Source organism: Methylopila jiangsuensis, from assembly GCF_027922305.1.
In the GTDB taxonomy this organism is placed as follows: Bacteria; Pseudomonadota; Alphaproteobacteria; order Rhizobiales; family Methylopilaceae; genus Methylopila; species Methylopila jiangsuensis.
Map to the genome: position 1 here is coordinate 290,281 of NZ_BSFK01000010.1, position 16,763 is coordinate 307,043.

A 16,763-nucleotide genomic window follows, 5' to 3' on the forward strand; every position below is an offset into this window, starting at 1 on the left:
GAGGCCACCGCCTTGCCTCTTAACCGCGGAAGGCGAACGACATGGGCACGGTGTAGGTCTTGCTCCCGCCCGCCATGTCGGCCGGCATCGGCGGGAAGCGGCCGGAGGCGCGCCGCAGCATGGCCTGAAGCTCCTGATCCAGGATCGCGTAGCCCGAGCTCTGGGCGATGGACTGGCTCACCACGTTGCCGGCCCGGTTCACCGTGAAGCGGATCACCGCGCGCCCTTGCAGCCGCTGGGCGTTGGCTGCGGCGGGGTAGCGCTTCTGCGCGGCGAGCAGCGCGTGCAGGCGCCGGCCGTAGTCGGCGGCCGCGCGGGCGGAGCCTGCGCTGTTCGCCGAGCCCATGGAGCCGCTGGCCGGGGCCGCGGCCGCCGTCGGCGGCCTGGCGGCGGGAGGCTTGCGGGCCTCGCGCTTCACCGGCTCGCGCTGGGGCTTCTTCACGACCTCGCGCTTCGGCTCGGGCTTGCGCGCCACGGGCTTCGGCTTGGGCTCCTCGATCTCCTGCGCGGTCACCGTCTGCTCGGGCGGCAGGGCCACCTCCGGCGTCACGTCCGGAGGAACCTCGGCCACGTCCGGCGGCAGGTCCTCGACCTCCTGCGGAGTCTCCTCGGCTTCGACGGTCTCCACCGTCTCCTCGAGGGGCGGGGGCGGATCGGTCTCGAGCTCGGGCAGCATCTCCGCCTCCGGCTCGATCGGAGTCTCCACCTCGGGAGTGGGCGCGCTGGCCGCGGAGGACTCGGGAGCGAGCTCCTGCGTCTCGCCGGACGGCGGAGGCGTCAGATCCATCTCGATCGCGGGCGGGGTCTCGAAACCGGTGGGCTGCGGCGAACGCTGGGAGAGAATCAGCACGCCCGCATGGGCGGCGAGGATGACCGCGCCGGCGCCGAGCCAGCGGGCGACGTCGCCGCCTCCGGTCTTCTCGCCCGCCTGCAGGCTGAGCGCGTCAGCGCGCGCCATCGCCGCCGCCGACGCTCTCGATCGCGACCAGCGCGATCTTCAGGTAGCCGGCCCGCCGCATGTCGTTCATCACGCCCATCAGTTCGCCGTAAGGGACGGTCTTGTCCGCGCGCAGGAAGATGCGCTGCTCCTTGTCGCCCTTGGTGGCGCGCTCCAGAGCGGCGCCGATCTGCTCGCGGCCGAGCATCTCGTTGCCGAGCGCGACCTTCAGGTCGGACTTGACCGTGAGATAGACCGGCTTGTCCGGCCGCGGCTGCGGCCTGGCGGTGGAGGCCGGCAGATCCACGCCCACGTCGACCGTTGCGAGCGGCGCCGCCACCATGAAGATGATCAGCAGCACCAGCATCACGTCGATGAAGGGCGTGACGTTGATCTCGGCGTTGTCGGCGAGATCGTCCCCGCCGCCCTCGTCGACCTTCCCGGCCATCCCGGCTTACTCCGCGGCCCGCGACAGGCGCGGATGGGCGGCCCGGTCCAGATCGCGGCTCACCAGCCGCTGCACCGCCTGGGAGGCGTCGGCGAGCTGGGCGCGGTGGGCGGTGATGGCGCGGGCGAACACGTTGTAGATCATCACCGCCGGGATGGCGGCCACGAGGCCGATGGCGGTGGCGAGCAGCGCCTCGGCGATGCCGGGGGCGACCACCGCGAGGTTGGTGGTCTGCGTCTTCGAGATGCCGATGAACGAGTTCATGATGCCCCACACCGTGCCGAACAGGCCGACGAAGGGCGAGGTGGAGCCGATGGTGGCGAGCACGCCGGTGCCGATGGCGAGCCGGCGGCCGGCCTGGGCCTCGAGCCGGCTGAGATGGGAGGCGACGCGCTCCTTCACGCCTTCGGGCGAGGAGGCGTCGGCGGAGGCGTAGACCTCCGCGTCGGCGGCGGCGACGAAGGTCGCGATCGAACCGCCGCGGCCCTCGAACGCCTGGCGGGCGTCGGCGAGCGAGCGCGCCCCGGCCAGCAGGCGCAGGCCCCGGCGCACGCGGGCGTTGGCGCCGGCGAGCTCCAGCGACTTGGCGAGCCACACCGTCCAGGTCACCACGGAGGCGAAGGCGAGGCCGATCATGACGCCCTTCACCACCCAGTCCGCGGCCATGAACATGCCCCAGGGGGACAGGTCGTGGGGCAGGGTGGCGGGGTCCACCGCCATGGCGGACGGGTTGTCGTCTCCCGGCGCGGCTGCGGGCGCCGCGCCCTGCTCCTGGCCGGCCGCGGGCGGCGCGGCGGCGGGCTGCTCGGCGGACGGGGCCGCAGCGTCGCCGGACGGGGCCGGCAGCGGCTGGCCGGGCTCCACGGCCTGCACCTCCTCCGCCGGCGGCAGCGTCTGGGCGGGCGCCGGCGGCTGCTGGGCGGCGGCCGGCGAGGCGAGCGCCCCGGCCAGAGCGAGCGCCGCGACGAAGGAGCGCAGGCTGATCACTTCGAGAACTCCACGTCCTTCACCCGCGACGACACGGAGACCAGATCAAGGCAGTCGGTCCCGTCCGCGCCGCAGGCGGTGACGTCGTTCAGCAGCACGCGGCTCACCGCGGCGCAGGAGACGTCGGTCGCCTCGAACAGCTTGACGGTGGTCTTGTCGGCGCGCAGCGGGCCGGCCTCCACCGCGAGGCGGCGGGAGATGACGCCGTCCTTGTCGAAGAACACCAGGTCGAGCTTCAGGCTCTCCAAAGCCTTCTCGCCGCCGTTCTTGGCCACCAGCGAGATGCGGCAGGCGTTGTCGCGCGGCTCGAAACGATTCAGCTCCAGCGTGACGCCCGGCGCGGCGAAGGCGGGCGCGGCGACGGCGCAGGCGGCCGCCGCGGCGGCGATCACGCGCGGCATGCGCGGGTAACGGAACAGCGCCAAGAGCTTGCCTCCCTCCAAAAGCCACAGACCGTGGAATGGAGAGGGGAATAAGGGCAGCGGATCGTTAACTCAAGACGCGGGCCATAATTGATAATCGTTCAAAACTGAAGGGCGGATAATATTCATAGCGATCATTTCGCGACGGAGCCGGCCGGGTCTGAGCGGCGCGCCGTCCCGGCCTTGCGCCCGTCGCGGCGCGGTTCAGCGGCCGCGATCCACCCGTGGGGCCGCGTCCCGCGATCGGGCGTGGACGTGGGACCGAAGGCCGTATAGGAGGGCCGCCCCTCTTCCATTCGGACGGTTCCAATGACCGCGTGCGGCCTCGATTTCGGCACGTCCAACACCACGCTCGGCCTTGCGGGGCAGGGCCTCGCGCGTCTGGAGGACGACGAGGCCACGCTGCCGAGCGCCATCTTCTTTCCGCCGACGGCTTCGGCACTCGTGGGCCGCGCGGCGCTGAAGGCCTATCGCGACGGCGAACCCGGCCGGCTGATGCGCAGCCTGAAGTCCGCGCTCGGAACGTCGCTGATCGAGGAGACGACCCAGATCGGCCGCGAGCGCGTGAAGTTCCGGGACGTCATCGGCCGCTATGTGGGCGTCGTCCGGCGCCGGGCGGAGCAGGCCACAGGCGCCGAGCTCGACGCCGTGGTCCACGGCCGCCCGGTGCATTTCGTGGACGGCGACCCGGCGGGCGACGCCCGGGCCGAGGACACCCTGCGGGAGATCGCCCATTCGGTGGGGTTCAGGGAGATCTCGTTCCAGTACGAGCCGGTGGCCGCCGCGCTGGACTATGAGCGCACCATCGGCGCCGAGGAGCTCGCCCTGATCGCCGACATCGGCGGCGGCACCTCGGACTTCTCCGTGGTGCGCCTCAGCCCGGAGCGCCACCGCGCGGCCGACCGCTCCGCCGACATCCTCGCCAACGACGGCGTGCGCATCGGCGGCGTGGATTTCGACCGGCGGCTGAGCCTCGGCGTCGCCATGCCGCTGCTGGGCTTCCGCAGCCCCATGAAGCGGGCGGGGCTGGAGGCACCGTCGAGCTGGTTTCACGATCTCGCCACCTGGCAGAGCATCAACAAGCTCTACGACGGCAAGGCGGTGCGCTCGATCCGCGAGACACGGCGGGAGTCCGCTGCGCCGGAGCTGCTCGACCGGCTGATCCGGGTGATCGAGGCGGAGGCGGGACACGGGCTCGCGGCGGACGTGGAGGCGGCCAAGATCGGCCTGTCCGACGCGGCCCTCGCCACCGTGCCGCTCGGGATCGCCGAGCGGGGGTTGTTCGCGGAGGTGGCGCCGGACGATCTGGTGCGCCATACCCGTGAGCTGGCGGCCCGCATCGCCGCTCGCATCGGGGACTGCCTTCTCAAGGCGGGCGTCTCCGCCGAGCGGATCGACGCGGTGTTCCTCACCGGCGGCTCCACCCGGCTCGCCCATGTGCGGGCCGCGATCCTCGCCGCCGTTCCCGGCGCGCGGGTGGCGGAAGGCGACACCTTCGGCTCGGTCGGCTCCGGCCTCGCGCTGGAGGCGGCCCGCCGCTACGGCTGACCCGGCGGCGGGCGCCTCGTCCTCAGGCGGCGGGCTTCAGCGACGCCATGTCGATGACGAAGCGGTACTTCACGTCGCTCCGGAGCATGCGCTCGTAAGCCGTCTCGATGTCCTGGATGTCGATCTTCTCGATCTCGGACACGATGCCGTGCCTGGCGCAGAAGTCGAGCATCTCTTGGGTCTCGGCGATGCCGCCGATCAGCGAGCCCGAGAAGTTGCGACGGCGCCAGATCACGCTGAAGGCCGCCACCGACAGCGGCTTCTCCGGCGCGCCCACCTGGCACAGCGTGGCGTCGCGCTTCAGCAGGCCGAGATAGGCGTTGACGTCGTGGTCGGCGGCCACCGTGTCGAGGATGAAGTCGAAGCTCTCCGCATGAGCCGCCATCTGCTCGGCGTCCTTGGAGATGATGACCTCGTCGGCGCCGAGGCGCTTGGCGTCCTCCACCTTGCCGGCGGAGGTGGTGAACAGCGCCACATGGGCGCCCATGGCGTGGGCGATCTGCAGCGCCATGTGGCCGAGGCCGCCGAGACCGACAACGCCGACCTTCTTGCCCGGCCCCGCGCCCCAGCGCTTGAGCGGCGAATAGGTGGTGATGCCGGCGCAGAGCAGCGGCGCGGTGGCGGCGAGGTCGACGCCCTCGGGCAGCTTCAGCACGAAGCTCTCGTCGCAGACGATGGCCTCCGAATAGCCGCCGAAGGTGTTCTGGCCGGTCTGCGCCTCGACGCCGTTGTAGGTGCCGACGAAACCGGTCTCGCAATACTGCTCGAGCCCTTCCTTGCAGCTCGAACACTCCCGGCAGCTGTCGACCATGCAGCCGACGCCGGCGAGGTCGCCGACCTTGAAGCGCGTCACCTCCGCGCCGACCTCGACCACCGCGCCCACGATCTCGTGGCCGGGCAGGCAGGGGTAGAGCGTGTTGGCCCATTCGTTGCGGGCCTGATGCAGGTCCGAGTGGCAGACGCCGCAATAGGCGATGTCGATGCGCACGTCCCTGGGGCCGACGTCGCGGCGCTGGAAATCGAACGGCGCGAGCGGGGTCTCGGGCGCGGTCGCGGCGTATCCGGTGCATGCGAACATGGGATGCCCTCTCTCGACTTGGGTGTTTGTTTCGGGCGAAGCGACGGCGGGCGCGGCCGCCGCCGACGTGCGCCATATATCGCGTAAGAGCCACGGGGCGAGCGGGCGCCGGCGCAAACCCGCGTCCCGCCCGCGCACGACGCGGCTTTCGACGTTCCACTTGTGTTCCGGTAACTTTCCCCGGCTACATGGGAGCGTATGAGACCGCTCCCGATTCGCATCCTCGGCGTCGATCCCGGCCTCCGCCGCACCGGCTGGGGGGTGATCGAGGCCGAGGGCCACCGTCTGTCCTTCGTGGCCGCCGGCGTGATCACGCCCGACGCCGAGCAGGACCTCGCCCACCGCCTCGCCGGCGTGTTCGCCGGGCTGCAGGCGGTGCTGGCGGAGCACGCGCCCCATGAGGCGGCGGTGGAGGAGACCTTCGTCAACGTGAATCCCACCGCCACCCTGAAGCTCGGCCAGGCCCGCGGCGTCGCCATGCTGGCGCCGGCGCTGGCGGGGCTCGACGTGGCGGAATACGCGCCGAACCTCGTCAAGAAGACCGTGGTGGGCGCGGGCCACGCCGAGAAACGGCAGATCCAGCACATGGTGAGCCTGCTGCTGCCCAAGGCGCTGGTGAAAAGCCCGGACGCGGCGGACGCGCTCGCCGTCGCCATCTGCCACGCCCAGCACCGGGGCGCCCGCCTGCGTGCCGCCGCCGCGAGGATCTCCGCATGATCGGCAAGCTCACCGGCAAGGTGGATTCGGTCGGCCCCGACTGGGCGATCATCGACGTGGGCGGCGTCGGCTATGTGGTCCACTGCTCGTCCCGCACCCTGTCGCGGCTGAAGGCGGGGGAGACGGCGCGGCTGTCGATCGAGACCCATGTGCGCGAGGACCGCATCCAGCTGTTCGGCTTCGTGGCCGATCTGGAGCGCGAGTGGTTCCGCCTGCTGAACACGGTGCAGGGCGTCGGGACCAAGGTGGCGCTTGGGGTGCTGTCGGTGCTGGAGGCGTCCGACCTCGCCACCGCCATCGCCCTGCAGGACAAGGCCGCGATCTCCCGCGCGCCCGGCGTCGGCCCGCGGGTCGCGGCCCGCATCGCGGCGGAGCTGAAGGACAAGGCGCCGCTGTTCGCCGACGTGGACCCAGGCCTGGCTCGTCTCTCGGGCGGGGGCGACGCCGGCGAGGCCAAGGGCCCGCAGCCGGCGCGCGACGCCGTCTCGGCGCTGGTCAATCTGGGCTACGCCCCGCCCCAGGCGTCGGGCGCGGTCGCCGCGGCGCTGAAGGCTGCGGGGGAGGGCGCGACCACCGAGCAGCTCATCCGGGCGGGCTTGAAGGAGCTGGCGAAGTGAGGCGTCAGGCCCGGTCGAGGACGCCGCGATAGATGTCGCTGAGCGAGAGGCTGAGGCCGAGCGCGTCCAGGCTGAGCGCGTCGTCGGCGCCGTTCAGCAGCCTCAGGCCGGACCAGAGGCCGTTCTCGCGATCGAAGACTTCGAGCGCCGGATGATCGCGCGCCACCAGCACGTAGTGCCGCAAAGACGGAAGCTTCTGATAGACATGCCATTTTTCCAAGCGGTCGCGGGCTTCCGATCCGGCGGACATCACCTCGAAGATCACCACGGGCGCGTCGGTGGAAGTGGCGCCCGGCGCAAGGTCGCCACAGACGACCATGACATCGGGGAGGGTCGCCGCCTCCATCTCGGTCTGCTTGACGAAGAAGGTTTCGGCGAAGACCTGACAGCGCGATCCCGCGGCGTCGAGCGCGTTGCCCAGATGACGGGCGATGTTCTGGACGATGCGCGCGTGCTCCCAGCGCGCGCCCACCATCATGCGCACCACGCGGCCGCCGATAAGCTCCCATTTCTCATGGGCGGGCTTGTCGGCCAGCAACTCCTCGAAATCGTCGAGGGACATGTACTCGTATCCGGGGGTCCGCGCTCGGAGAGGCATGGCCGTGTTTCCTGACGTCGGCGCATACCGTATCACAGCGTGGCCCATTCTGCAGCGAGGGGACAGATGACCCCGCCAAGCCCCGTCCGCGACGTCGCCGCCCGGGACGACGACGCGCTCGACGCCTCGATCCGGCCGCAGACGCTCGCCGACTTCACCGGCCAGCGGCAGGCGCGCGAGAACCTGTCGGTGTTCATCCAGGCGGCTCGCGCCCGGGGCGAGGCGCTGGACCATGTGCTGCTGGCGGGGCCGCCCGGCCTCGGCAAGACCACCCTCGCCCAGATCGTGGCGCGCGAGCTCGGCGTCGGCTTCCGCGCCACCTCCGGCCCGGTGATCGCCAAGGCGGGCGACCTGGCGGCGCTGCTGACCAATCTCGACGAGCGCGACGTGCTGTTCATCGACGAGATCCACCGCCTCAACCCGGCGGTGGAGGAGATCCTCTATCCGGCCATGGAGGACTTCCAGCTCGACCTGATCATCGGCGAGGGGCCGGCGGCGCGCTCGGTGCGCATCGACCTGTCGAAGTTCACGCTGGTGGGCGCCACCACCCGCGCCGGCCTGCTGACCACGCCCTTGCGCGACCGGTTCGGCATTCCGCTGCGGCTGAACTTCTACGAGGTGGACGAACTGGAGCTGATCGTGCGCCGGGGCGCGCGGGTGCTCGGGCTCGGCATGAGCCCGGAGGGCGCGCGGGAGATCGCCCGCCGGGCGCGGGGCACGCCGCGCATCGCCGGCCGCCTGCTGCGCCGGGTGCGGGATTTCGCCTCCGTGTCGGGCGAGGCGGAGGTGTCGAAGGCGTCCGCCGACCGGGCGCTGAAGCTGCTCGACGTGGACGATCTCGGCCTCGACGCCATGGACCGGCGCTACCTCTCCATGATCGCCATGAACTACGGCGGCGGTCCGGTGGGGGTGGAGACCATCGCCGCGGCGCTGTCGGAGCCCCGCGACGCGGTGGAGGAGATCATCGAGCCCTATCTGATCCAGCAGGGCTTCATCCAGCGGACGCCGCGCGGGCGTATGCTGACGGCGCATGCGTACCGGCATCTCGGGCTCGCCGCGCCGCCCTCGGTGGCGCAGCCGCCGCTGTTCGATCTCGACGAGGACACATGACCGCCAATCTCAGCGACGGCGTCGGGGGGCGCCTCGAAGGCGTGCGCCACGTTCTGACGCTGCGCATCTATTACGAGGACACCGACTTCTCCGGCGCGGTCTACCACGCCAACTACCTGCGCTACATGGAGCGCGGCCGCACCGAGATCCTGCGCGCCATCGGCTTCGACCACCGGGCGCTGTGGGACGCCTCGAAGGAGGGGTTCGTGGTCCGCCGCATCACGGTGGACTACCTCAGGCCCGCCCGCATGGACGACGTCATCGCCGTGAACACCTGGGTCCACGAGGTCAAGCAGGCCTCGCTGACGCTGGACCAGGAGGTGACGCGCGACGGCGAGACGCTGGTGACGGGCCGGGCGGTCTGCGCCTATGTGCGCGACGGTCGGCCGGTGCGCATGCCCCAGTCCATGCGCGAGCAGATGGCGCGCAAGGAGTAGGGCGGGCCGCCTCAGCGGCCCTTGCGCGCCTTCTGCAGCATGGCGCGGAAGCCCTTGGACTTCGGATCGAGCACCGCCACGAAGATGGTGGAGTTGCACAGGTTGCGCTTGCGCACGATCGCGATCACCACGCCCCACAGCCCGCCCTGGCCCATGACCGGGCCGCCGCTGTCGCCCCGGCACACCGCGCCGCCCGTGGTGCCGAACGCCACCGCCGTGGGGCCGTCGGTCACCACCTCGGCCTTCACGGCGGCGAGGCGGAGCTGGCCGCTGGAGGATTCGTCGGAGGGCGTGCGCAGCCCCGCGCCCGCGAGCACCGAGCGGGTCTCGATCGCCTTCAGCGGCTGGCGGGCGATGGGGATCGGCCGCCGGTCCTTCGGCGCGGGCCGCGCCAGCCTCAGGATGGCGAGGTCGGCGCCCAGCAGTTCCGGGCGCGGATTGTCCGCGTCGCCCCGGCCGCCGAAATCCGGATGCATCGCGCCCGCGGTCACCTGAATGGTGTGGGCGATGCTGTCGGGCCCGTCGAAGAACTGCGCCACCACCACGCTCGGGCCGCCGAGATCGGCGAGGCAATGGCCGGCGGTCAGCACCAGGCTGCGCTCGATCAGCACGCCGGTGCAGTTCGCCACCTGGGCGCGGGTGCGGCTGGTGGGCGTCAGGCTGGTGATGAACACCGTGGCGCGCGTCAGCGCGTCGCCCTGACGCGCGGGCGCGCCGCCGGAGAGGGCGCGGCTTTCTCCGGGGACGAGAAGCGCGAGACCCAGGGTGACGCAGGCGGCGAAGGCGCGGACGGAAACGGGACGCATGACAGGTTCCTGCGGGCGCGGGCGAACCGCGCAGGCGAGTCGCGAAAGCCAGGGAAGCCGGCACCATGGCACGGGCTTCGTCAAAGGTCCGTTCACCGATCCGTCGCGCATGGACGCAAGCGGGGCGCTGTGCCCGCAGGGCGACAGCGCGAGGGGTCAGTCGAGCGCCGCCCGCATGCGGCGGAAGCCCTCGGACGCGGGATCGACCGGCGTCGCCGTCACCCGCGTCCCGCAGCCGCCGGACGGTTTCAGCACCGCGGCGATCAGTCCCCACACCGCGCCGGAGGCGTCCGCCAGCGGGCCGCCGCTGTCGCCCGTGCACGCCGGACGGTCGAGGGTGGCGAAGCCGACGCCGGCGCTGCCGCCGGTCGAGAGCCGCGCCCCGGAGACGCGAAACCGCTTCAGCCCGCCTGAGCGGGCCGCCGCTCCCGGTCCCTCGCGCCCCACGCCGGCGCCCGTCCCGTCGCCCGGCGCGGCCCCGACGCGGGCGGGGGGCTGGGCCGTGATCGGGGTGGCGAGCTTCACCAGCGCCATGTCGGCGGCGACCTCGCGCTGGCGCGTCGCCGGGTCTCCCGCGGTCTCGCGCCAGAACGGCGCATGGTCTGGATGGCGCGCGATGCGCAGCACGGCGATGGGCGGGGGAGCCGCCTTGCCCGCCCGGTACGCGAAGACGGCGGTCTGGGCGGGCCTCGCGACCCGGTCGAGGCAGTGGCCCGCGGTCAGCACGATGTCGGGGGCGATCAGCACGCCGGCGCAGGTGGCGACCGCCGCGCGTCCGTCTCCGGTGGGCGTCACCGCCTGCACCGCGACCGTGGAGGCGTCAGGCCCGGCCGCGAAGGCGGGCGAGGCGGCGACAAGGGCGGCGGCGATGGGAAAGGCGCGCATGCGGCCCGTTAGAGCCGGTCCCGCCGGCCGCGTCGAGGGCGAGGCGCCAAGGCGGCCGCGCGGCGTGGGGGGCGTGGCGCCGGCGCCGCAGCGCTTTGGTAACGCGGTCTTAACCTTGACAAGTCATGAACGAGGGGAGCCCAGGCGGGATCGGGTCGCAGTTTCAACACATTGACGCGCGAGTAGCGCGGTCGTTCCGGGTCCTTGGGCGCCTGACGGAACGCGGCGGCGACCGGCCGGCGCGGTCCGGGGAAAGTCGCGGCGGCGCCGCGAGCGTGGAGAAGAGCGGACGATGCCAACCCCCGACATGTCGCTGTGGGGCCTGTTCCTTCAGGCCCACTTCGTCGTGAAGTTCGTGATGATCGGGCTGCTCGCCGCCTCGGTGTGGTGCTGGGCCATCGTCATCGACAAGCAGCTCCTGTTCACGCGCACCAAGCGCAACATGGACCGGTTCGAGAAGGTCTTCTGGTCCGGCCAGAGCCTCGAGGACCTGTACCGCTCGCTGTCCAACCGGCCGAACACCGGCATGGCGGCGCTGTTCGTGGCGGCTATGCGGGAGTGGAAGCGCTCCTATGAAAGCGGCAGCCGCTCGGTGGCCGGCCTGCAGCAGCGCATCGACAAGGTGCTGGACGTCACCATCGCCCGGGAGACCGAGCGGCTGGAGTCGAACCTGCTGGTGCTGGCGACGGTCGGCTCCGCCGGCCCCTTCATCGGCCTGTTCGGCACGGTCTGGGGCATCATGACCGCGTTCCAGTCCATCGCGGCCTCGAAGAACACGTCGCTCGCGGTCGTGGCGCCGGGCATCGCGGAGGCGCTGTTCGCCACCGCCATCGGCCTGATCGCGGCCATTCCGGCGGTCATCTTCTACAACAAGTTCTCGTCCCAGGTCGGCCGGCAGTCGAGCCGCATGGAAGGCTTCGCCGACGAGTTCTCCGCCATCCTGTCCCGCCAGATCGACGAGAGGGCCTGACCCATGGGAATGGGCGTAGGCGCGGGCGGCGGAGGCGGCGGGCGCGGATCCCGCCGGCGGCGCCGTTCGGGCGTCATGGCGGAGATCAACATGACGCCCATGGTGGACGTCATGCTGGTGCTGCTCATCATCTTCATGGTCTCGGCGCCGCTGCTCACGGTCGGGGTGCCGATCGATCTGCCGCAGACCTCCGCCAATCCTCTCAACGAGGAGAAGGAGCCGCTCACCATCACCGTCAACAACAAGGGCGAGGTGTTCCTGCAGGAGACGCAGATCCAGGTCGACGAGATCGCGCCGCGCCTCATTGCCATCACGAACTCCGGCTACGAAGAACGCATCTACGTGCGGGGCGACAGGAACGTGGTCTACGGACAGGTGATGAAAGTCATGGGCACGCTGTCCGCGGCGGGCTTCCGCCGGGTCGCGCTCGTGACCGAACTCGAGCAGGGGAGCTGAGCGGCCCCCGATGCGTGTCGGTCTCGTCTCCTCCGCGGCGGCTCATGCGATCCTCCTCGCCTGGGGCATCGTGAACCTCGGCACGGCCAAGCCGTTCGAGGTCGCGCCCACGGAGTCGCTGCCGATCGAGATCCTGTCGCCGGAAGAGTTCGACGCCATGACGCGCGGCTCCAAGACGTCGAAGACGGTGGCGGCGCCTAAGGTCAAGGCGGAGACGCTCGCCGCGGTCGACGACGAGCCCAAGGACGACGCGCTGCCCGTGGCCAGGCAGGACGTGGCCCCGCCGCCTCCGCCGCCCTCCGCGCCGCCCAAGCCCGATCCCGAGAAGGCCGCCAAGGCTGAAGCCGCCAAGGCCGAACAGGCCGAGGCCGCGCGCGCCGAGGCCGCCGAGAAGGCCGCCGCCGCGAAAGCCGCGGCCGACAAGGCGGCGAAGGCCGAAGCCGCGAAGGCGGCGGAAGCGGCCAAGGCCGAGGCCGCCAAGGCGGCTGAGAAAGCCGCCGCCGACAAAGCCGCCGCAGCGGAGAAGGCCGAGAAGCTCGCCCAGGCCGAGCAGGCGGAGCTGCGCGCCAAGGCGGAGGCCGAGAAGGAAGCCAAGGATAAGGCGGCGGCCGAAAAAGCCGCGGCCGAGAAGGCGGCCAAGGCGAAGGCCGAACAGCTCGCCAAGGCGGAAGCGGACAAGGCCGCGAAGGAAAAGGCGGAGGCGGAAAAGCTCGCGAGGCTCGAGGCGGAGAAGGCGGCGAGGGAGAAGGCCGAGGCCGAGAAGAAGGCCGCGGAGAAAGCCGCCAAGGAGAAGGCGGAGAAGCTCGCCAAGGCCGAGGCCGCCAAGGCGGCGAAGGAGAAGGCGGAGGCCGAGAAGGCCGCCGAGCGCAAGTTCGATCCGTCCAAGATCGCCTCGCTGCTGAAGGATTCCAAGTCGAGCTCCAGCGCGCCCAGCACCTCCGCGCTCGAGGACAAGCGCGCGCCGGGCCGCACCCAGACCGCCGGCCGCGAGCTGTCGCCCGAGACCACCGCCGGCACCAGCCGCGGCTCGGCCTCCAAGCTGTCCATGTCCCAGAAGGCGGGCATCGACAACGCGGTGCGCGATCAGGTGATGCAGTGCTGGAACCCGCCGATCGGCGCCGCCAACGACGGCAGCCTCGCGGTGCGGGTCAGCTTCACGCTCAACGCCGACGGCTCCCTCGCCGACGGGCCAAAGGTGATGAACGCGTCGTCGAACCCCGCCTTCCGGGCGGCGGCGGGCGCGGCCATGCGCGCCGTGCAGCGCTGCGCGCCGCTGAAGCTGCCGCCGGACGCCTACGACTACTGGCGTCAGGTGACGATCAATTTCGACCCCAAGGAGATGATGGGCGGATGAGCTCGCTCTCCCTGGCTTCGCCGCGCAAGGCCGGCGGGACCCGCGAGCGCCGCGCCGGCGCCCGCGCCGGTTTCCGGCGCATCGCCGTCCCCGCCGCCGTTTCACACGGAAAAGTCACGCAATGACGCTTTCGCTCGCCCAGCTGTTCCGCGCCGCCGTCATGATCGCCGCGCTTCTCGGCCTCGCCGCCCTCGCGCCGGCGGCCCGGGCGCAGGTGAACATCGACATCAACCAGGGCAACGTGCAGCCGCTGCCGATCGCCATTCCGAGCTTCCTCGGGCAGGGCGGCGACGCGGAGCTCGCGCGCAACATCGCGAGCGTGGTGGAGGCGGATCTGAAGAACTCGGGCCTGTTCGCCCCCATCGACCACAAGGCCTTCATCGAGAAGATCACCAACACCGACGTGCCGCCGCGCTTCGGCGACTGGCGCATCATCAACGCCCAGGCGCTGGTGACGGGCCGCGTGGTGCGGCAGGGCGACGGGCGGCTTCGCACCGAGTTCCGGCTGTGGGACGTGTTCGCGGGCAACCAGCTCGACGGCCAGCAGTTCTTCACCGACAAGAACTGGCGCCGCGTGGCGCATCTCATCGCCGACATGATCTACGAGCGCCTGACCGGCGAGAAGGGGTACTTCGACACCCGCGTCGTCTACGTGGACGAGAGCGGCCCGAAGGACAAGCGCGTCAAGCGCCTCGCCATCATGGACCAGGACGGCTTCAACGTCCGCTACATCACCGGCGGCGACGAGCTGGTGCTGACCCCGCGCTTCAGCCCGACCAGCCAGGAAATCACCTACATGTCGTTCGGGCGCGCGGAGCCGCGCGTCTACCTGCTCAACATCGAGACCGGCCAGCGCGAGGTGGTCGGCAACTTCCCCGGCATGACCTTCTCGCCGCGGTTCTCGCCCGACGGGCAGAAGGTGATCATGAGCCTGCAGCAGGGCGGCGACTCGAACCTCTACGCCATGGACCTGCGCTCCCGCGCCACCACGCGGCTGACGGATTCCGGCGCCATCGACACCTCGCCGTCCTACTCGCCGGACGGCGCCCGGATCGTGTTCGAGAGCGACCGGGGCGGCAACCAGCAGATCTACGTCATGTCCTCCTCCGGCGGCGGCGCCCAGCGCATCTCCTTCGGCGAGGGCCGCTACTCGACCCCGGTGTGGTCGCCCCGCGGCGACCTGATCGCCTTCACCAAGCAGTCCGGCGGCAAGTTCGCCATCGGCGTGATGAAGCCGGACGGCACCGGCGAGCGCATCCTGACCGAGGGCTTCCACAACGAGGGCCCGACCTGGGCGCCCAACGGCCGGGTACTGATGTTCTTCCGCGACCAGGGCGGCGGGCCGAAGATCTATTCGGTCGACGTCACCGGCCGCAACGAGCGCCGCATCCCGACGCCGGGCTTCGCCTCCGACCCCGCCTGGTCGCCGCCGCTGAACTGAGCCGCCGTCGATTTCACGGATAGGGATAAGGCGTCCGGAGCCACCGCTCCGGGCGCCTTTTCGCATCTGTGGCCTTTGGGACTCACTCGGCCCGCGTCCCATTGCGGCCCTGTGGCCGTCACGCCACGGTCACGATCGAACCCGCTCATGGGCGTCCACGGGGACGGATCGCTTCGCGGTAACCTCCGTTTAAGCCTAACGGAACCTTCGGTTAACTGGGAGACTGCTATGGGTGGCGCAACCGAAAGCCACAAGGAGTCATCGGGGATGTTGCGTACCAAGCGTTACGGCGCGGCCGGCAAGATCGCCGCCGCGGTTTGCGCCACGCTGCTGCTCGCGGCCTGCGCCAAGAAGGGCGGCGCGGACGGCATGGGCGGCGCCGGCGGCTATGGAGCGGACGGCGCTTACGGCGCCGGCGGCCGTGGCGGCCCTCCCGGCAGCCAGCAGGACTTCGTGGTCAACGTGGGCGACCGCGTGTTCTTCGAGACCGACTCGACCGAGCTGACCTCCACCGCCCGCTCCACGCTCGACAAGCAGGCGCAGTGGCTGTCGCGCTATCCGCGCTACGCCATCCTGATCGAGGGCCACGCCGACGAGCGCGGCACCCGCGAATACAACTTCGCCCTCGGCGCCCGCCGTTCGCAGGTGGCCCGCGACTACCTCGCCGCCCGCGGCGTGCCGGCGTCGCGCGTGCGCACCACCTCCTACGGCAAGGAGCGGCCGGTGGCGGTGTGCGACGACATCTCCTGCTGGTCCCAGAACCGCCGCGCGGTCACCGTGCTGCAGGGCGGCGCGGGCTCCTGAGCCGGACGACGTCGCTGGTCCCGGCCTTCACGAGGTCGGGACCAGCCTCAATTCAGCCGAACTCCGGCCCTACCCAAAGACATTCCACGTCTTCCTGTCGGGGAACTTTCGCGCCCATGTCCAGACTTTCGCGCCGTCCGCTCGTCCGGCGTCTCGCGCTCGGCGCGGTTTTCGCCTGTCTGCCGCTGTCGGGCGCGCTGGCCTTCGACGGCGCCGCGGGCGATCCGCGCGCGCTGAAGGACCTCGCCGCGGCCGAAGCGCGGGTCGAGCGGCTTGAAAGCGCGCTCGCCTTCTTCGGCGGCCGCGACGAGCGCGCCGCGCCGCCGAGCCAGGCCATTCCGGCGCAGTCGTCGCTCGCGGACATCGCGGTGCGGCTCGACCGGCTTGAGAACCAGATGCGCCAGCTCAACGGCCGGCTGGACGAGATGCAGTTCCAGATCCGCCGCGCGGAGGAGGCGCAGAAGCGCTTCCAGAGCGACGCCGAGTTCCGCTTCCAGGATCTGGAGAGCGGCAAGGGCGGCGGCGGAGCCGCGAAGCCCGGCAAGCGCGGCGATGCGGGGCCGGCCGCCGCGCCGGGCGGCGGGGCGACTTCGACCGCCCGCAACGACGCCATCGGCGGCGTGATTCAGGAGCAGCCCGGCGACGACCCCAGCGCGCCCATGAACATCCGCCCGCCTGCCGCGCAGGGGCTTGGGCAGGCGCCGAGCTCCACCGCCGCCATCCCGCCGCGGGGCGGTTCGTCCGGCGTCTCCGTGGGCACCGGCAACCCGCGGGACCAGTTCGACATGGGCGTGGGGCTGATGCAGCGCCGCGACTACGAACTGGCCGAGCAGACCTTCCGCGACTTCCTGCGCGCGAACCCCAGGGACGCGCTCGCGCCCGACGCCCAGTACTGGCTTGGCGAAAGCCTCTATCAGCGCCGGCAGTACACGGATGCGGCCGACAGCTTCTACAAGATCTATGTGGAGGCGCCGCAGTCCTCCAAAGCCCCCGAGAGCATGATGAAGCTCGGCATGTCGCTGAACGGCATGGGCAAGAAGGAGGAGGCCTGCGCCACCATCGCGGAGGCGGGGCGCAAGTACTCCCGCATCAAGGCCCAGACCGACCGCGAGCTGAAGCGCATCTCCTGCTGAAGACCCGCCGACGAT

At 71.3% G+C, this 16,763-nt stretch carries 19 protein-coding genes; 11 read left to right on the forward strand and 8 right to left on the reverse strand.

Going from position 1 to position 16,763, the window contains the following annotated elements; genetic code table 11:
- Positions 1–19: 19 nt before the first annotated feature.
- Genes PKE85_RS11030 through PKE85_RS11045 form a run of 4 tightly spaced genes read right to left on the reverse strand, consistent with a single transcriptional unit; the run spans position 20 to position 2,797 of the window.
- Positions 20–958, reverse strand: a complete 939-nt coding sequence (locus PKE85_RS11030; RefSeq protein ID WP_271204789.1) for a TonB family protein — start codon at positions 956–958, stop codon at positions 20–22.
- On the reverse strand, positions 945–1,385 hold the full coding sequence (exbD, locus tag PKE85_RS11035; protein ID WP_271204790.1) for a TonB system transport protein ExbD: 441 nt from the start codon (positions 1,383–1,385) through the stop codon (positions 945–947). The genes PKE85_RS11030 and exbD overlap by 14 nt, the downstream gene beginning before the upstream one ends.
- 6 nt (positions 1,386–1,391) lie before the next feature.
- Entirely contained in the window at positions 1,392–2,372 is a 981-nt protein-coding gene (exbB, locus tag PKE85_RS11040) for a tonB-system energizer ExbB (RefSeq protein ID WP_428981344.1), read from the reverse strand.
- A complete protein-coding gene (locus tag PKE85_RS11045; protein WP_271204791.1) occupies positions 2,369–2,797 on the reverse strand; it encodes a hypothetical protein in 429 nt (142 codons plus the stop codon). Before PKE85_RS11045 ends, exbB begins: the two co-directional genes overlap by 4 nt.
- Positions 2,798–3,103: 306 nt before the next feature.
- Here PKE85_RS11045 and PKE85_RS11050 point away from each other — a divergent pair, with 306 nt between their 5' ends.
- The gene (locus PKE85_RS11050) at positions 3,104–4,342 is read left to right on the forward strand and encodes an Hsp70 family protein (protein WP_271204792.1); all 1,239 of its coding nucleotides are present in this window, start codon (positions 3,104–3,106) and stop codon (positions 4,340–4,342) included.
- A 22-nt stretch (positions 4,343–4,364) separates the two neighbouring features.
- On the opposite strand, the gene PKE85_RS11055 is transcribed toward PKE85_RS11050, so the two are convergent.
- A complete protein-coding gene (locus PKE85_RS11055; protein WP_271204793.1) occupies positions 4,365–5,420 on the reverse strand; it encodes an NAD(P)-dependent alcohol dehydrogenase in 1,056 nt (351 codons plus the stop codon).
- Between the two features lie 198 nt (positions 5,421–5,618).
- Between PKE85_RS11055 and ruvC the strand changes: the two genes are divergently transcribed.
- Both ruvC and ruvA read left to right on the forward strand, forming a co-directional pair.
- The gene (gene ruvC / locus PKE85_RS11060; RefSeq protein ID WP_271204794.1) at positions 5,619–6,137 is read left to right on the forward strand and encodes a crossover junction endodeoxyribonuclease RuvC; all 519 of its coding nucleotides are present in this window, start codon (positions 5,619–5,621) and stop codon (positions 6,135–6,137) included.
- On the forward strand, positions 6,134–6,754 hold the full coding sequence (ruvA, locus tag PKE85_RS11065) for a Holliday junction branch migration protein RuvA (RefSeq protein ID WP_271204795.1): 621 nt from the start codon (positions 6,134–6,136) through the stop codon (positions 6,752–6,754). The genes ruvC and ruvA overlap by 4 nt, the downstream gene beginning before the upstream one ends.
- Positions 6,755–6,758: 4 nt before the next feature.
- Here the strand turns inward: ruvA and PKE85_RS11070 are convergent, their stop codons facing one another.
- Complete coding sequence (locus PKE85_RS11070; protein ID WP_309299078.1) at positions 6,759–7,352, reverse strand: Uma2 family endonuclease; 594 nt, start codon at positions 7,350–7,352, stop codon at positions 6,759–6,761.
- 66 nt (positions 7,353–7,418) lie between these two features.
- On the opposite strand from PKE85_RS11070, the gene ruvB reads away from it, so the two are divergent.
- On the forward strand, positions 7,419–8,462 hold the full coding sequence (gene ruvB / locus PKE85_RS11075; protein ID WP_271204796.1) for a Holliday junction branch migration DNA helicase RuvB: 1,044 nt from the start codon (positions 7,419–7,421) through the stop codon (positions 8,460–8,462).
- Positions 8,459–8,899, forward strand: a complete 441-nt coding sequence (gene ybgC, locus PKE85_RS11080) for a tol-pal system-associated acyl-CoA thioesterase (RefSeq protein WP_271204797.1) — start codon at positions 8,459–8,461, stop codon at positions 8,897–8,899. The genes ruvB and ybgC overlap by 4 nt, the downstream gene beginning before the upstream one ends.
- Before the next feature lie 11 nt (positions 8,900–8,910).
- On the opposite strand, the gene PKE85_RS11085 is transcribed toward ybgC, so the two are convergent.
- Both PKE85_RS11085 and PKE85_RS11090 read right to left on the reverse strand, forming a co-directional pair.
- Complete coding sequence (locus tag PKE85_RS11085) at positions 8,911–9,705, reverse strand: S1 family peptidase (RefSeq protein WP_271204798.1); 795 nt, start codon at positions 9,703–9,705, stop codon at positions 8,911–8,913.
- Between the two features lie 156 nt (positions 9,706–9,861).
- A complete protein-coding gene (locus PKE85_RS11090) occupies positions 9,862–10,590 on the reverse strand; it encodes a trypsin-like serine protease (protein WP_271204799.1) in 729 nt (242 codons plus the stop codon).
- A 292-nt stretch (positions 10,591–10,882) separates the two neighbouring features.
- On the opposite strand from PKE85_RS11090, the gene tolQ reads away from it, so the two are divergent.
- From tolQ to ybgF, 6 genes are all read left to right on the forward strand, one after another.
- A complete protein-coding gene (gene tolQ, locus PKE85_RS11095; RefSeq protein WP_271204800.1) occupies positions 10,883–11,560 on the forward strand; it encodes a protein TolQ in 678 nt (225 codons plus the stop codon).
- Positions 11,561–11,569: 9 nt separating this feature from the next.
- Positions 11,570–12,016, forward strand: coding sequence for a protein TolR (gene tolR, locus PKE85_RS11100; protein WP_428981350.1), 447 nt, complete (start codon positions 11,570–11,572; stop codon positions 12,014–12,016).
- Positions 12,017–12,026: 10 nt separating this feature from the next.
- Positions 12,027–13,370, forward strand: a complete 1,344-nt coding sequence (locus PKE85_RS11105; protein ID WP_271204802.1) for a TonB C-terminal domain-containing protein — start codon at positions 12,027–12,029, stop codon at positions 13,368–13,370.
- Positions 13,371–13,491: 121 nt separating this feature from the next.
- A complete protein-coding gene (tolB, locus tag PKE85_RS11110; RefSeq protein WP_428981345.1) occupies positions 13,492–14,811 on the forward strand; it encodes a Tol-Pal system beta propeller repeat protein TolB in 1,320 nt (439 codons plus the stop codon).
- Positions 14,812–15,078: 267 nt separating this feature from the next.
- A complete protein-coding gene (gene pal, locus PKE85_RS11115) occupies positions 15,079–15,615 on the forward strand; it encodes a peptidoglycan-associated lipoprotein Pal (protein ID WP_271204803.1) in 537 nt (178 codons plus the stop codon).
- Between the two features lie 116 nt (positions 15,616–15,731).
- Entirely contained in the window at positions 15,732–16,748 is a 1,017-nt protein-coding gene (gene ybgF / locus PKE85_RS11120; protein WP_271204804.1) for a tol-pal system protein YbgF, read from the forward strand.
- The last annotated feature ends 15 nt before the right edge of the window (positions 16,749–16,763 follow it).

What these genes read in the sequence shown, in the direction of transcription:
- PKE85_RS11030 (WP_271204789.1), bottom strand. Translation starts at nt 958, where the DNA reads ATGGCGCGCGCTGACGCGCTCAGCCTGCAGGCGGGCGAGAAGACCGGA.
- exbD (WP_271204790.1), bottom strand. Translation starts at nt 1,385, where the DNA reads ATGGCCGGGAAGGTCGACGAGGGCGGCGGGGACGATCTCGCCGACAAC.
- PKE85_RS11050 (WP_271204792.1), top strand. Translation starts at nt 3,104, where the DNA reads ATGACCGCGTGCGGCCTCGATTTCGGCACGTCCAACACCACGCTCGGC.
- PKE85_RS11055 (WP_271204793.1), bottom strand. Translation starts at nt 5,420, where the DNA reads ATGTTCGCATGCACCGGATACGCCGCGACCGCGCCCGAGACCCCGCTC.
- ruvC (WP_271204794.1), top strand. Translation starts at nt 5,619, where the DNA reads ATGAGACCGCTCCCGATTCGCATCCTCGGCGTCGATCCCGGCCTCCGC.
- ruvA (WP_271204795.1), top strand. Translation starts at nt 6,134, where the DNA reads ATGATCGGCAAGCTCACCGGCAAGGTGGATTCGGTCGGCCCCGACTGG.
- PKE85_RS11070 (WP_309299078.1), bottom strand. Translation starts at nt 7,352, where the DNA reads ATGCCTCTCCGAGCGCGGACCCCCGGATACGAGTACATGTCCCTCGAC.
- ruvB (WP_271204796.1), top strand. Translation starts at nt 7,419, where the DNA reads ATGACCCCGCCAAGCCCCGTCCGCGACGTCGCCGCCCGGGACGACGAC.
- ybgC (WP_271204797.1), top strand. Translation starts at nt 8,459, where the DNA reads ATGACCGCCAATCTCAGCGACGGCGTCGGGGGGCGCCTCGAAGGCGTG.
- PKE85_RS11085 (WP_271204798.1), bottom strand. Translation starts at nt 9,705, where the DNA reads ATGCGTCCCGTTTCCGTCCGCGCCTTCGCCGCCTGCGTCACCCTGGGT.
- PKE85_RS11090 (WP_271204799.1), bottom strand. Translation starts at nt 10,590, where the DNA reads ATGCGCGCCTTTCCCATCGCCGCCGCCCTTGTCGCCGCCTCGCCCGCC.
- tolQ (WP_271204800.1), top strand. Translation starts at nt 10,883, where the DNA reads ATGCCAACCCCCGACATGTCGCTGTGGGGCCTGTTCCTTCAGGCCCAC.
- tolR (WP_428981350.1), top strand. Translation starts at nt 11,570, where the DNA reads ATGGGCGTAGGCGCGGGCGGCGGAGGCGGCGGGCGCGGATCCCGCCGG.
- PKE85_RS11105 (WP_271204802.1), top strand. Translation starts at nt 12,027, where the DNA reads ATGCGTGTCGGTCTCGTCTCCTCCGCGGCGGCTCATGCGATCCTCCTC.
- tolB (WP_428981345.1), top strand. Translation starts at nt 13,492, where the DNA reads ATGACGCTTTCGCTCGCCCAGCTGTTCCGCGCCGCCGTCATGATCGCC.
- pal (WP_271204803.1), top strand. Translation starts at nt 15,079, where the DNA reads ATGTTGCGTACCAAGCGTTACGGCGCGGCCGGCAAGATCGCCGCCGCG.
- ybgF (WP_271204804.1), top strand. Translation starts at nt 15,732, where the DNA reads ATGTCCAGACTTTCGCGCCGTCCGCTCGTCCGGCGTCTCGCGCTCGGC.